At 42.9% G+C, this 14,378-nt stretch carries 9 protein-coding genes; 3 read left to right on the top strand and 6 right to left on the bottom strand.

From position 1 onward, the window contains the following. Positions 1-25 precede the first annotated feature (25 nt). Positions 26-250 (top strand): hypothetical protein, encoded by a 225-nt coding sequence (locus tag MiSe_RS23160; RefSeq protein ID WP_226585285.1) that lies wholly within the window; start codon positions 26-28, stop codon positions 248-250. Here MiSe_RS23160 and MiSe_RS23155 read toward each other — a convergent pair. Beyond that, the gene (locus MiSe_RS23155) at positions 236-436 is read right to left on the bottom strand and encodes a hypothetical protein (protein ID WP_226585283.1); all 201 of its coding nucleotides are present in this window, start codon (positions 434-436) and stop codon (positions 236-238) included. The genes MiSe_RS23160 and MiSe_RS23155 overlap by 15 nt on opposite strands. Positions 437-1,295: 859 nt before the next feature. Here MiSe_RS23155 and MiSe_RS23150 point away from each other — a divergent pair. Continuing rightward, positions 1,296-1,874: a LabA-like NYN domain-containing protein gene (locus tag MiSe_RS23150; protein WP_226585310.1), complete on the top strand. Its 579-nt coding sequence runs from the start codon at positions 1,296-1,298 to the stop codon at positions 1,872-1,874. 387 nt (positions 1,875-2,261) lie between these two features. Beyond that, positions 2,262-2,660, top strand: a complete 399-nt coding sequence (locus tag MiSe_RS23145; RefSeq protein ID WP_226585281.1) for a hypothetical protein — start codon at positions 2,262-2,264, stop codon at positions 2,658-2,660. 234 nt (positions 2,661-2,894) lie between these two features. On the opposite strand, the gene MiSe_RS23140 is transcribed toward MiSe_RS23145, so the two are convergent. From MiSe_RS23140 to MiSe_RS23120, 5 genes are all read right to left on the bottom strand, one after another. Then, a complete protein-coding gene (locus MiSe_RS23140; protein WP_226585279.1) occupies positions 2,895-4,319 on the bottom strand; it encodes a SagB family peptide dehydrogenase in 1,425 nt (474 codons plus the stop codon). Between the two features lie 12 nt (positions 4,320-4,331). Beyond that, the gene (locus MiSe_RS23135) at positions 4,332-6,548 is read right to left on the bottom strand and encodes a TOMM precursor leader peptide-binding protein (RefSeq protein WP_226585277.1); all 2,217 of its coding nucleotides are present in this window, start codon (positions 6,546-6,548) and stop codon (positions 4,332-4,334) included. Between the two features lie 419 nt (positions 6,549-6,967). Next, positions 6,968-7,261 carry a hypothetical protein gene (locus tag MiSe_RS23130; RefSeq protein ID WP_226585275.1) on the bottom strand — a complete coding sequence of 98 codons (294 nt, stop codon included), beginning with the start codon at positions 7,259-7,261 and terminating at the stop codon, positions 6,968-6,970. Positions 7,262-7,363: 102 nt separating this feature from the next. Continuing rightward, entirely contained in the window at positions 7,364-7,690 is a 327-nt protein-coding gene (locus MiSe_RS23125) for a hypothetical protein (RefSeq protein WP_226585273.1), read from the bottom strand. Between the two features lie 1,142 nt (positions 7,691-8,832). Continuing rightward, the gene (locus tag MiSe_RS23120; protein WP_226585271.1) at positions 8,833-14,214 is read right to left on the bottom strand and encodes an AAA family ATPase; all 5,382 of its coding nucleotides are present in this window, start codon (positions 14,212-14,214) and stop codon (positions 8,833-8,835) included. Positions 14,215-14,378 lie beyond the last annotated feature (164 nt).

Below are 14,378 nucleotides of genomic sequence, written 5' to 3'. Positions count from 1 at the left end.
ATGACTGGGGTTAAAGGAGTTGGTTATGCACTCAATTTATCATTTAGTCCACGAAACTCTAAAAGCTGGCTATTTATCGATGGACACTGAAGCTCAAATCCGCAAACTTTTTGATACCCGTTTAAATTCCTACGACATAGAAGCGCTGATGCTATTACAGCAAGCGATAGAAAATGGTCGCGTTAAGCGTCAAGTCCACGAGATTTACCAGGCAGCTCAAGCCAAATCTAGCAAATTACAAATCGCTTAAGCTGGGAGTTTGTGAGTACAAATCTGCTTGATTCGGTTGGCGTCGTTGTTCTGTCGAGGCGGTGAGAGTGTAATTAACTAGGAGGAATCTAATTTTTTCGTTAAGAGACAGGGGGAAAAGGCAGAGGGTTTGCCCCGCCGATAATATCGTGTTCGGTCGATTACCCGTAATTGGGGGTAGGGGCACGGCATCTACAATATCTTAAAAAACCCAATTATATTAAACATGCCGTGCCCCCAACCGACAGGATACCAAAAGACATGATCTAAAAAATCCAGAGAATTCAAACAAAAATACCTTTTTTTCTGGCACAGAGCGTCTCGTTGGCTATTCGTGCCCCAGGCATCAAAATTTCCGCCTTTTTTGGTCAGGACTTACCCACGACGAACCTATCACCTTTGTTTCTGCGTAAATCTCTAGCTCCAAAGCGACGATTTTTCATAAAAACCCGGTTTCTTTGCGTAAGTCCTGTTGGTGAATCGCACAAATTAATCCCAAAAAGGCTTTCGATTTGCACCGAAAGCGGGACTCCAACAGAGCGAGGGAGCTGATCTCTGCCCCAGTTGGAGTCTCTTTCCTTATTATATCATGTCCAATAGCAACGGTTGTGTAACTGCTAATAGCTAATCGCTAATGGCTGCTCTGGAGGCAATTGACAAGCTTGCAATTAGCAATTAGCAATTAGCCATCCATACACTACCGCTACCTAAGGACATGATATTAGAAACAATTCAATATGGAGAAACTGGCGTCAAACCATTACAGCTACAAGGTTACAGGAAATTGTGATTGTTTCTTAACTTAAAAGCGATCGCTTTGGGAAAACACTTGGTATGATAGGGGTTTAGTCCATTTATAGTCATCTGTGCCGCCATGGCTGGTACAGATCTATAAAATCCTGATTTTACTAATAAACTTGCAAAATTTAAATCCAGAGGTATCAATGACTCTTGCTAAAGAAAACGGTCACGATCGCGCAGTAAGGCCACAAGCGCTTTACCAAGGGCAAAAACTTGCCAAACCGAGTGTCAAAGGAAGTGAAGAGATGGAAATGACAGAGGGGTGTGGGGAAGGTTCGATATGCGATCGCTTAAATCGCGGTCGAGTAGCTATTTTTATAGATGGGGCAAACTTATTTTATGCAGCTTTGCAACTTGGCATAGAAATAGACTATACAAAACTACTGGTACGCTTAACTGCTGGTTCTAAGTTGTTACGCGCTTTCTTCTACACCGGAGTAGATCGCACCAATGAAAAACAACAAGGTTTTCTGCTGTGGATGCGTCGCAACGGTTACCGCGTCGTCACCAAAGAACTCGTCCAACTCCCCGATGGCTCCAAAAAAGCCAATCTGGATGTAGAAATTGCCGTTGATATGATGACTTTAGCCGGATCTTACGATACAGCGGTTTTAGTCAGCGGAGATGGCGACCTCGCCTACGCCGTCAACGCCGTTAGCTACAAGGGAGTGCGAGTCGAAGTCGTCAGTTTGCGGTCAATGACCAACGACCATTTAATCAATGTCGCTGATTGCTACATTGACCTCGATAGCATAAAAGAATCGATTCAAAAACCCGGTACTCCTAGTTATATTTATCGACCACTGTCTAATTCTCCCCTGTAGTAACGCAAGTTGCTAATTGCTAATTGCTAATTGCTAATTGCTAATATAGAAATTTTCCCGCTCGCTCGATTAGCCATTAGCCATTAGCCGCTCCCAGAGAGATAACTAGCAATGATTTAGTACTAATTCAACCCAGTTCACCCAGCTATTAACCAAGGAGCGTATGCAGGTTACGCTCCTATTTCTTTTGGTGTATAACTCGATTAATAATTGAACCTCTTGGTAGATATAGAAAAATTTTAATTTTGCTACACGTATAAGTAAGGCTCTATCACCGCTTGCTCGAACTACAGCAACCTTCGATCGCCCAATTTAAGGCGTTGTTGAAGGAAATATCGGCGCGTTCGATGGCGAGGCTGCAAAATCGTTGTTAGCAAGGTAAAACATATGTATGTCGCTCAACTGCCAAAACAATATACAAGTTTAAGAGAAATTGATTTAAACCAAACGACTCAAAGCGAAGCTCAACCGAGCGATACCCAACTCAATCTGCCTATAATATACGATGTAGTTCTGACCTTTAGTTCCGTTAGCTTTATCGCGATTGTAGCAGCAGCTTGTTTGATGGTGTCAAAAATTAGAGTAGATCTACCAAAACCTTTGGGTTTTAAAATAAAACCTTCAAATCAAGTTCCCTGTAAGAACTGTCTATACTTTTCGGGTAACTTTTATCTGAAATGTGCGGTACATCCTGGTACAGTCCTCACCAAAGAAGCGAGCAATTGCGCTGATTACTCGCCTGTGGATGAGAAACCTGCCGAATCAAACTCTGGCGATAGTAGGTGATATCGTGTCCGGTTGAACGCTGATAATTAGGGCTGACGCCCAGACGCTAAGGACGCTAAGGAAGGGTCGAAGTTTTTATTACAAGTAATTAACCGGACATGATATCATTGGTGGCTTCAAATCGGCGCTTAATCGTAAGTCATTACCCGGACATGATATGATTTGGCGGACATCATATGACAGTTGGGTGAGTCCTGATTGCAAGAGTTGTGGAGCAGCGCCAGGACAGCGTTTTTAAGACTGCTTGCTACATAGAGCGAATTCGCCAACAGAGGACTCAGCATAGTAGTCACATCCTACGGCAGCGGCAAATAAGTCGGCGTTGCCACAACCAATACCGCAAGCGGCTAAGTCGAGGCTAGTTGCCACCAGATACATAGTCTGAAATACAGCACCCACATTTTTCAGAATGCTAGCATAGGCGATGGATTCGTAATACCAGGTAATTCTGGGAAATCGAGCCGCTAAAATAATTAGAATTTGAGGAGTTTGCCTCTCAGGATTATTTTGCGCGGCTTCCTCTAGTAAAGCTTCCACTTGAGAAGTTCTAGGAGAAACTAAAAAAAGTTGATGTTTTTGAGGATTGTAATGATACAAACCAGAGGGAATATTATCGCAACAATTAATTGCTGTATAAACTTCTAATTCGTAGCAAGCTCCGGCACTGGGATATGGTCGATTACTCAGTTCTTCTGTTTCTGTTTTGAGGATGTTTCTAACTCTGAGGGAACGGTAAAGAAATTCTCCCAGTTGGCGATCGCTTATTGGTTGGTTGCCATAATGGCGAATTGATTTTCTCTCTTCTAAAACGCGAGTAAAAGGTAAATCATTTTTTTTGAGCGCTTCAATATCCGGTCGATATAGGGAAATAATACTGTCTGTCACCTGGCTTTTAATAGCAGGAAGTTGGGTAATTTTGTCCAAAAAGCGATAGGTTCTCCCCACAGGTTGGCGATGTCTTCCGGTTCTCACCTTACTGTGGAACAGTAAATCGTGAAATTCCCATTGCACAAGAGCATCCTGTTTATCTTCGGCAATTTCCCCCTCGATTTTAACTTCTGAAAGCATCTTGGCAGCATCAAGCAAATTGAGGAATTGTTGCACGGCATTTGCTGAAATGCCAGATATTTTTTGGCATAGCTGAGAGTAAGAGCATGGTTGGTTAAGTTCGGCTAAAATAGCGCCTCCCCGCCAATCAGGTATTACCAACTGCACCTTAGATAGGGGTGATTCCAGCACTATTTGACTGTTCTGGCGATGTAAATAAGCAAACCGCGACAAAACATAAGACCGTTCGGCAGAAACCTCCCCAATTGCCAATGCGGGTGCAGGTGCAAGGGGAACCACTTTCGCTATCGGCGTTCCATCTGCATAGATAGTTTGACAGATCAGGCCAAGGCGTTCAAATTGTGCGAGATAATAATAAAATTCAGCTAGATTGGACAACCCATCAGTTTCTTGAACTAGAGAACTCAATTGTTCTCGCGTATCTCCATCTTTGCACAGTACTTGCCAAGCCTTCAATGTTCCCTGGGAACAATTGGGCAAAGAAATCGTGTTTTTGGAGTGGGTAGTTGTTTGATAGTGAAGTACCCATTCCTGATTTTGCTGTTCTAGGGATATGCCAGGTAAAAAAGAAAGTATAGAAGTTTCAGACATTTGATTGATATATTAAAAAATTGACTGGTGATTTAGATTTTCTTCTGGTAGTGGTTCTGAGAGCCATCCTAACTGCACGGGTACGTTGTAAAGTCGTCCAGGAGCCAATCTCCGCCAATAATGGCGCATTCCAGGAACAATCACTTTTACTACATTTAAATTGATATCGGGACGAGTTTGATCCAGCACTAGCATAGACATTCCTTTTTTTTCGCTCATTTTTTGGCAAGTTAAAACGTCATCGCGTAAATCTTCATGCCAAAACTGGGGATAGTCAGAGGAAATTTTTTCAGGTAGGGTAGGATCGGGAAGCAAATAGGGACAATCTTCAATAGTAGTTTGATCCAATTCATTATGGTTTGCCTCCCGTGCTGTTAAAACTGGAGGAAGTGATTGATTAACTTCAGTTAAGGCTCTCGTAATTGCTATTTTGGCATCGAAATGCGCGCCAAAGCCAAACAATAGCTGGCTGACTTTTCGCTCGAAAGTGCTAGAAATAGCGACAAAAGTGGGAATGCCAAAATCGCTGGTGACATCAAGAACCCAAATCAGGCGTTCAATTGTGCGGTAATATTCCTGTAATCCCAGAATATATGGGTCATCAAAACTGGCTAAATTTACACCGGGTCTTTGCAAGCGATTGTACCACCACAAACAAACGCTATCCCGCTCTACTAATTCCAGAAAGCCTTGCAGAATAGCTTCTTCTATATTATTTCCGGCTGCGGCACCGTTGGAGTCTGCCCAGCAATCGGGACTTTGAGAGCGAGGATATCCGTAATAGCAATAAGCTGTAGGCAGATACTTAAAGGTTTGATCTGTTAAAGACCAAATGGGAGTCCAGTCAATTAGCCGTGAGGTATCGAAGGGTTCTGGTATTTTTTGATGCGGGGGACAATGAGCATTCCAAACATGTCGATTTTGATATTGTTTTGAGCTAAAATTTAGGCAGGTATGGGGATGAATAGCTGTGTCGCCTAAGTCTTGATAAGTAGCGCGAATGCGGATTTCATCGCCTTGAAATGTGCCAGAATAGCGTTCTATTGCTTCGCACAAACCGCTGGCTTTTGCTTGGTCTGCGGTTTTACCTTTACCGCCGCTGCGACCCCTGACTGTTTGGCGCAGAAAATAAAGGTCGTCGAACATTAGACCGAAGTTGTGTCCAGCTATATATGTGTGATTCCAGCGGTGGGTGGGGGGAGAAAGGCGATTGAGTGTTCGCACTACTCCGGTAATCGGACTGATATGATGTCCGTATTCTGCCAAGGTTTCTTCTGGGGTAACGCTGCGATAGCCGCCATCTTCGACAAAAACTTTGGGACGACTTTGTAAATTGATCGCGATGGGAGAGCGAGTAGGAGCGTATAATTCAGGTTGACCGCAACTGCAACATTGCGGACGCCGAACTAACTGATGAGAAAGCATTTCCAGCGACCTGAGATTCAGTGTCACTACCTGAGTTTCTAGCTGTTGACTTTCTGGTTGTGCAATCCATTTCGCTACTTCTGTAGCAGCTAAACCAAATGCAGTTTGGAGAGTAGAAGGTAACGCGGCTTTGGCAGTAGGAAAAAAAGATGGTTTTCCTTTTCTTTGATGGATAAACGCATCAACAGGACGATTTGCCCTTAAGCGTTGCGCTAAACATTCCCAACAACCTGTTTTTCCGGGGTGGAAAATCGGCCCAATCCATACCACCGTTCCCACAGGTTTAACTAACATCCAAGGCTGCTGTAATTCGAGTGCTTTCTGATTAAAACTAGCCAATTCATCGCGCAGGTAATCATCTGTTAACACAACCTGATATTTTCCCTGCTGATTTACCCGCAGATTCAGCGATTCTAAACTCGATACAAATAATTCAGTGGGAATATTACCAAAGGTTGTTACCGTTACTTCACCAGTTGATTGCAAATAAGATACTGACCGAGCATCTATGGGCAAGCTTTCCCAAAAAGTGGCTGCTTCAGGAGATATACTGTTATCGTTTTCAACAATATATCCCTTCTGTTCTAATCGCATCAAAGCATAGTAAACTTCCGGTGCTGATGCCGCATCTGCCAGCAAATGCACCAACTCTTCTACGGTGCGAGAACCATCCAGCAAAAAAGCTAATTTTTGATAGATTTTGCCGGTTAAAAAGATGGGTTCTTGCTCCCAGAGCAAAAAGACGCCTTCTGGTTCTACTACTTCTATATGGAAGCAATGTTTAAATCTTGGTTGACGAATCATATCATGTCCGGTTGCATCGGCATCGCGCGGGGGGCGGGTTTATTAATACAATTCGCAACAATCAAAGGTTTCTAGTAAAACCCGCCCCTACAATACTATTAACTTTGCAAGTCCGATGCTATCGGACTTGATATCATGACCTGTTGCGGATGGGTAAATCAGTAATAGATGTTCCATCCTGAATGTTTAGCTTTCGCCACCAAGGAGCGGGATAGCATAGAAACAGTTTGAAGGCTGGATCTTCTCTCACCTTACTTTTTTGCTATTTTTCCTCAAGAAACCTGGTTTGTTAGCTGTTTTGCTAACTATTAGCAGCAAGCGGGGATTCTATTATCAGGAACTGCCGAGAGATTACCGCTAGTCAAAGCTGAAAGTTGCTCTTCTGAAATATCCGCAGGCTTAAGAGGTAGGGGAATTCTTTAAACTACATCATCTGATAAACCAGGTGTCGAGCCAATACTCCAGTTGTGATTAAGTTGATCTATTTGTACCCGGACACCAGCAGGAACCTTAATTCCTTCAACTTCCAGCGTTCCTCTGGGATCGGCTAGCAATCTTTCCTTAAATTCAGCATCTAACCATGCTTTCGCAATTAACATAGAAACACGTTCGCCGATTTCTTGCCACCCTTCTGGTAGCAAGCTGGCTTGTGCTTGCGCTGTTGAGAGTTCAGTATTTCCCTGTTTTGCTTGGTAGACCATGCTATCACCCATTTACTGACGCTTTATTGTTTTTGTTTTACAGGATATCATTTAATCCAAACCTGTCAAGTCACTTGCATTCATCAATTTTGCTCTCTACATACAAGGCGATGTTTAGCAACAGGCATTGACGCATCTAATATCTTGTTGGGAAAAGTCCCCTCTCGCCCAATCTGATAGCTGTTCCTCGGAAATATCTGCCGGTTTTGGCGGTAAGGGAATAGTCCAAACTACATTACCTGCTCGCGAACCAATACTCCAGTCAATAGTAGATCGATCTATAGTCACCTGTAGACCTTCAGGAATTTCTATCCCTTCCCCTTCCAGTATTGCTCTAGGGTCAGCTATTAATCTTCCCTGAAACTCCGAGTCTAGCCATGCTCTGGCAATGATTTGAGAAACGCGATCGCCGACTTGCCGCCATCCTGCTTGCAGTACCATGTTGCCCTGTTTACGGTGTTTGATGAAATACTGCGCTAGATTGTACAGGAATGAGCAATAAATCACAATAGAGTTTATAGCGGATTGCAGGCGCTGATGGTACGCCATCGTTTGTGTAGCGGCACCCTTAAGGGTGCCGCTACACAAACGAAGCCATAAGGCTGTACCTCACTCGAAAAGATTGCAGCTGTAGGTTGGGTTTCCTCCCTCAACCCAACTTTTTAGCTGGTAGAGTTGGGTTGCGCTATTGCTCAACCCAACCTACGAATTATTAGTAGCTACGAACGATTGATGTTTGTAGTAGGCACTTGAGTGCCAATCTAGAAGCGAAGACAGCGCTGACTACGAACCAACCAATGTGCCAGATGCGTAATATGATGTCCGGTCGATTACCCATAATTAGCAGCCGGGACACGGCATTATTAACGTTATCTGTTTATCCGAGATATCTCTGATGCCGTGTCCCTACGCAACGACTCCGTGAGGTTTTTTTATTATGGGCAATTCAACGGACATCATATATAGCGGATTGCTTGCTGAGTGAGGTACACCTTCGTTTGTGTAGCGGCACCCTTAAGGGTGCCGCTACACAAACGAAGCGATTTCGCTGTACCTCACGCGACTGCAAGCCGCTGTAATATCACGTCCGGTAGTATCGGACTCGTACAGTTAATAGTTTCGTAGGGGCGGGTTTTACCAGTAATCTTTGATCTGTGGCTCATTGTATTGATAAACCCGCCATGAGCGTGCGATGCCTTAGCCGAGCGGACATCATATAAGTCCTGAGCCAAATGGCTTCGTTTGTCAAGCGCGCAGCATTACAGCGGCTTGCAGCCGCGTGAGGGAAAGCCAAATGGCTTCGTTTGTATAGCGGCACCCTTAAGGGTGCCGCTATACAAACGAAGGTGTACCTCATACGACTGCAAACCGCTATAATGCTGCCCGCACACCGCTGTGGGTGTACCTCATCGGGCTGCAAACCGCTATAAGTAGGGGAAAGCTATCTAACTCAAGTTGCTAGTTATCTCTCGATGAGCGGCTAATGGCTAATGGCTAATGGCGAGATTGGTAAAAATCCTATATTAGCAATTAGCAATTAGCAATTAGCAACGCCAAAGTTTATAACTAGCAACTTGCGTTATCTATTTTTGTTTCAGCACCACCAAAGTAATATCATCAAAAACTTTCTGACAGCCAATATGCCGCCGCACATCTTCAATCACTGTTTCTCTAATTTTTTCTGCTGAGAAACAACAGTTGCCCCTGACCACTTCACATAACCGCTCAATCCCGTATTGCTGGCTATTGATGTCGAATGCTTCGGTAATGCCATCGGTGTATAACAGCACCACATCGCCTGAGTTTAACTGCACTTGTTCAGTAGCAATGAAGTCATAAATCTCCTCATCTAAGCCAATGGGGAAGCCAAGATTCATTGTATCTATCCGTTCAACTCCACCCCCAGCACGCACCACAATGACCTCCTCATGTTGACCGCTTAAACTCAGCGTGCCGCGAGCATAATCGAGTAGGGAAAGCGTCAGGGTCTTATGGGGGTTGATACGTTGGAGGTTGTGATAAATTGTCCGATTAAGAATATCTAAAAATTGCACCGGATTGGTTTGATTGCTTTCTTCCAGGGTTCTGACAGCGGTTTGGGCCATTAACATTACTACGCCACTTTCCAAACCATGTCCAGTGACATCACCGATGCTAATTTTGACTCGACCATTTTGTGAGAACACATCGTAGTAATCGCCGCCGACTTCATCAGCAGGTTCCATAAAGCCCACAATTTCTAACCCTTCAATTGAATCTAATTCCTCTTGTTTGGGTAAAATCATCTGTTGCAGTTTGCGCGTTACCTCTAACTCAGCGCTAAGGCGGAGATTTTCCGCTTTTAGTTTTTCGTTGAGGGCGCTAATTTCCTGGTTCGCACTTGCGAGTTGGGCGGTACGTTCTTTTACTTTGTCTTCTAGGGTTTGATACAGTCGAGAATTTTCAATCGAGATAGCAGCTTGAGCGGATAATATTTTTAATAGTTCTAATCTGTCGGTCGTAAATGCCCTCGTGGTCAGATTGTTTTCCAAGTAAAGGATACCCAGGAATTGACCTTGATTAATAATTGGGGTACACAATACGGATTTAGGTTGGGTACCGATGATATAGGGGTCAGCAGAAAACATATTTTCGGCACTGGCATCGTCGAGTACCAGAGCTTCCGATGTGCGGTAGACATAGTTGATCAAACTGACAGGAATCTCTTGGCTCTGTTCAAGTGGAATTGATTGCAGTACTGTTGCTGCTTTTGTACCGCTGACTCCCGCTGCTTCGATCGCCAAGTTGCCTGCCTGCGATAAGATCAAAAAGGCTTTTTCTGCTCCAGCATTCTCTATGGCAACTTGGATCAAAGTCGAGAGTAACTTATCGAGTTGCACTTCCCCGGAGAGTGCTTGAGAGGCTTTAATCGCCGTCGCCAAGTCCAGAATGTTTGAATTAGCTGAACCTGAACTACTCGATGTGACGGTTCTCGGGATCGTTTGAACAATTGTCTCCCTTGTCGTTGCGGTGGTTTTTTGGAACAGAATGGGAGCAAGTAACTGGGGATAGCGTTTTTCTAAATCTTCAACTTTTGCCTTGGCTCCCCAGCGAGCATAGGCATAGTAGGCATCAGTTAAATAGACTTGGGCAATTTTTTCTTTTCCCCAAGAGAGGTAGAATTTGGCTGTCAGCTCATTGCTAAGTGCTTCTTCATTAAGGTACTCGTTTTCTTTGGCTTTCGTTATCCCCCGGTCATAATAGTTCATTGCCTCCATATTGTCGCCCAAAACCCGATGTCGCTCTGCCTCGACTAAATAAAATTTGTGCAGGTAATTCATCGGAGCAAATTTTGCCCATTTCTGCATTTTTTTTTGGTTAGCTTGCACTTTGGCGAGCAGTTGTTTTTGCTGTGGCTTCGAGGTGTCTGGATATACCGCCAGCCGAGATAGAGAATCGTAGAAATAAAATAGAGGAACAAATGGCGAACCGGCGACGGCTTCTAAATTATTTTGGGCTTTTTCTGCGTTTTCAATTGCTTGTACATAATCGGCAAACAAATAGGAGAGGATAAGTTTATTGAAATATAAATTGTAAGTAGCAGTTTGGTCATTGGCGGAAAGATGAATTGGCAACATTGTCCGTTCGTCATACACTTCGCCGCTTAAAACATAAGGTTTTTCCGGGTTGCCAATTAAATTTAAAACTGCTTGATGATAAATTTTATTGTAATTCAGGGCAGTTTCTTGTTTAAGTTTAGTTATACCATCTTTGTAATTTGCCATTTCTTTGGCAACTTCGTCTAGTTGCTTACCAATGGCATATAAACGAAAGCAGTATTGGTGAGCAGAAAAGGCAGCAAATTCTAAATCTCCAGTTTCCAGTCCATTAGAGTAAGCATCTAATAAAGGCTGCACTCCTTCTTTGGCATGATCTTTCCAATTAAAGATAAAGTTATAAACATGAAATAAGGTTTGGGCTTTGAATTCTTTTGCATTTAAACGTTCTAACAAACTTAAAGCTAGCTGTCCAAATTGATAGCCAGTTTCAATGTCTCCGACAATGCCACAAAGAATTAGTCCGTAAGTGGCATAAACAACAACAGAACCAGAAGTATTACCATATTGAACAGAGAGTTTAAGTAGTTTAAATATAATCAACGGATACAATTGAGGAGTGGTGAAATAAACAGCAGATTGAACGCTTAATAAAACCTGCATTGCTGCCAACTTAAATGGCTCACTCATCAGCGGCAAGTTAGTTAAGTCGGCTGGCTTTTTCTTACCTAAAGCTAACTTTGTTCCCAGCATTCCCAGTAAAATGTTCAAATTACCTGGCTTGTCTGGAAAGCTGACTCCTAATAGTTTCAACACCGATAAAGCTGTTTCTACCGCTTGTAACAGTTGGTTTTGTACTGTATAAGCTTGAATTTTGATTTCATAGATTTTTACTTTGTCCAAAAGCGATTTTGCTCGCTGTATCACTACCTCAGCTAATTGCTCCATCTGGGCAAAATCAGTGCTGAGATAAGCTGCTTCTGCGGCTTTTTCATATAATGCTAGCGTTAGATTATATTGATGATTCCAGCAATCAGGATCTAAAAGTTCCCTTCCCACATTTAAATATTTAACAGCAGCATTATAAGCAGCAGATGCCAATGCTTTAGTTCCAGCAATCAAATTCAATTGAGCCAGTTCTTCTCGATCTGTTTGATGCGTAAGAAGGCTCATACCAATATTCAACTGGTTAACAATTTCAAAAATATTTTCTTCTCTTGTTTCTGTAGGCGTATTTTGCAAAAGTAACTGTCCAATTTTTAGGTGCGTGGACTGTTTTTGGTCTTCGGGAATGAGGAAATAAGCGGCTTGCTGCACTCGGTCATGAAGAAATTTGTAATAAACTGTTATTTCTTCTGGCTCATTGGCAATCAGCGTTTGGTTACTGAATGATGACTCATCCTGAAATAATTTATAAATTTCACTTTGCGGTAATATTAAACCTTCTTGCAATCCAGACCACAAATCAGCCGCCGTTTCTACTTGAGATTTTTCATAAACTATTGCTAGTGTATCCAAGTTAAATTGATTGCCAATACAAGCTGCCAGTTTTAATACTTCCTGAGTCTTTACTGGTAATTTTTGCAATTGACCAGCCATAAATTCAACTACGTCGTTTCTGGCTGCTAAAGGCTTGACGCGGGCAATATCGCACTGCCAATACCGCGCACTAAAATCAAAATAAATTATGCCATCTTGATACAGCGATTTCAGGAATTGATTGGCAAAAAATGGGTTGCCATTGGTTTTATGATGTACTAATTCTGTTAAAGGCAATGCTATTTCTGGAGGACAATTTAAAGTATCGGCAACCAAGCGATTTAAGTCATGCACATTTAAGGGCGATAGGGTAATTTGATTTATTATGGCTTGATTTTTGCGAATTTCATCTAATGCCAAAATCAGAGGATGACTCCCATCAACTTCATTGTCACGATAGGCTCCTAGCAGCAATAAAGATCCGAGGTTTCCCTCTGTCATTAATACCTGAATTAATTTTAATGAGGCAGAATCTGCCCATTGTAAGTCATCTAAGAAAATAACCAGAGGATGTTCTTTGGTAGCAAAAACTTGAATGAATTTTTCAAATAATATATTGAAACGGTTTTGGGCAGCCGTGGGAGGAAGTTCTGGAACTTCTGGCTGGTTGCCAATAATTCGTTCTAGTTCGGGAATAACATCAATAATTACCTGTCCGTTTTCTCCTAATGCTGACAATACTTTGGTTTTCCATACACGTAGAGATGCGGCACTTTCTGTTAGTAACTGCCGCATTAAATTCTGGAATGCTTGTACTAAGGCAGCAAAAGGAATATTGCGCTTAAACTGGTCGAATTTACCGGAAATAAAATAACCCCGTTGCCGCACAATCGGTTTGTGGACTTCATTGACTACCGCTGTCTTGCCAATCCCCGAAAAGCCAGCCACTAACATCATTTCAGTCGTGCCTGCGCTGACGCGGTCAAATGCAGCTAACAGGGTAGCAACTTCCCTTTCTCTCCCATAAAGTTTTTCCGGAATAATAAAGCGATCGGTGATGTCTCTACTTGCTAGTGGAAACTGCGTAATCCTGTTATTTTCTTGCCATTGTTGTAAACAAGTTTCCAAATCGTATCGCAGTCCAAAAGCACTTTGATAGCGTTCCTCAGCGGTTTTTGCCATCAATTTCATTACGATGTCGGAAACCACTTGGGGAATTGCTGGTACAAGCTCGTTTGGGGGAATTGGTTGGCGGGCAATGTGACAGTGGACTAACTCCATCGCATCGGTAGATACAAAGGGAAGTTGACCTGTCAGTAATTCGTAAAAGGTAACACCCAAAGAGTAAAAGTCGGTGCGATAGTCGATACCCCGATTCATCCGTCCGGTTTGTTCCGGGGACATATAAGCTAGCGTTCCTTCCAAAACGTTAGGGTTAGCAATCTCCTGGTTTTCTCTAGGTAAGAGGGAGGAAATACTAAAGTCAATTAGACTGACCTGCTTAGTTTCGGGGTTAATTAAAATATTCTGGGGCTTGATATCTTTGTGAATAACTCGGTATGAATATAGTCCTTCTAGGGTTTGGACAATTTGAATCGCGATGTGGAAAAAGTCTTTGAGGGAATCAGAACATCTCCCCATGCCTTCCCCATTCCCCCATTGGTTCATTGCTTCCAAGAGGGAAATACAGCCATTGTCTTCCATAACCAGAGCAAAACCATTTCCGTAGTTTTCCAGACTTAAAGGTTTAACCACTCCTGGTAAATCAAGATTTTTAGCAATGGTATATTGATTGCGAAACTGCACCAGTTCATTAAAGGTCGGATACTCAGACTTAAGTAGTTTGAGCACCACAGGTTTTTGGTTTGTTTCAGAAACAGCGCGATAAACCAGGGTTCTGATACCAGAGTGGATCTCAGTAGTGATAGAATAACCGGGAATTTTAATCATAGTTAGGAAAGGGCTACAATAGGAGTTGTATCATAAATGGATCGTTGGTGACAATTTAAGCCTGTATGGGGTAAAGGTAGCTTCGCTGCAACGAAGTGCCACTCTTGTGGAGTCCTGCACCCAGCCCCCACCGAGCAATCGCTCTCCCACATGAAATTCAAACC

Source organism: Microseira wollei NIES-4236, from assembly GCF_020521235.1.
In the GTDB taxonomy this organism is placed as follows: Bacteria; Cyanobacteriota; Cyanobacteriia; order Cyanobacteriales; family Aerosakkonemataceae; genus Microseira; species Microseira wollei.
The sequence above is the reverse complement of the archived record's forward strand: the minus strand, read 5'-3'. Positions and strand labels throughout refer to the sequence as shown.

Coding starts and splice junctions, on each gene's coding strand:
- MiSe_RS23160 (WP_226585285.1), top strand. CDS start 26: ATGCACTCAATTTATCATTTAGTCCACGAAACTCTAAAAGCTGGCTAT.
- MiSe_RS23150 (WP_226585310.1), top strand. CDS start 1,296: ATGGAAATGACAGAGGGGTGTGGGGAAGGTTCGATATGCGATCGCTTA.
- MiSe_RS23145 (WP_226585281.1), top strand. CDS start 2,262: ATGTATGTCGCTCAACTGCCAAAACAATATACAAGTTTAAGAGAAATT.
- MiSe_RS23140 (WP_226585279.1), bottom strand. CDS start 4,319: ATGTCTGAAACTTCTATACTTTCTTTTTTACCTGGCATATCCCTAGAA.
- MiSe_RS23135 (WP_226585277.1), bottom strand. CDS start 6,548: ATGATTCGTCAACCAAGATTTAAACATTGCTTCCATATAGAAGTAGTA.
- MiSe_RS23130 (WP_226585275.1), bottom strand. CDS start 7,261: ATGGGTGATAGCATGGTCTACCAAGCAAAACAGGGAAATACTGAACTC.
- MiSe_RS23125 (WP_226585273.1), bottom strand. CDS start 7,690: ATGGTACTGCAAGCAGGATGGCGGCAAGTCGGCGATCGCGTTTCTCAA.
- MiSe_RS23120 (WP_226585271.1), bottom strand. CDS start 14,214: ATGATTAAAATTCCCGGTTATTCTATCACTACTGAGATCCACTCTGGT.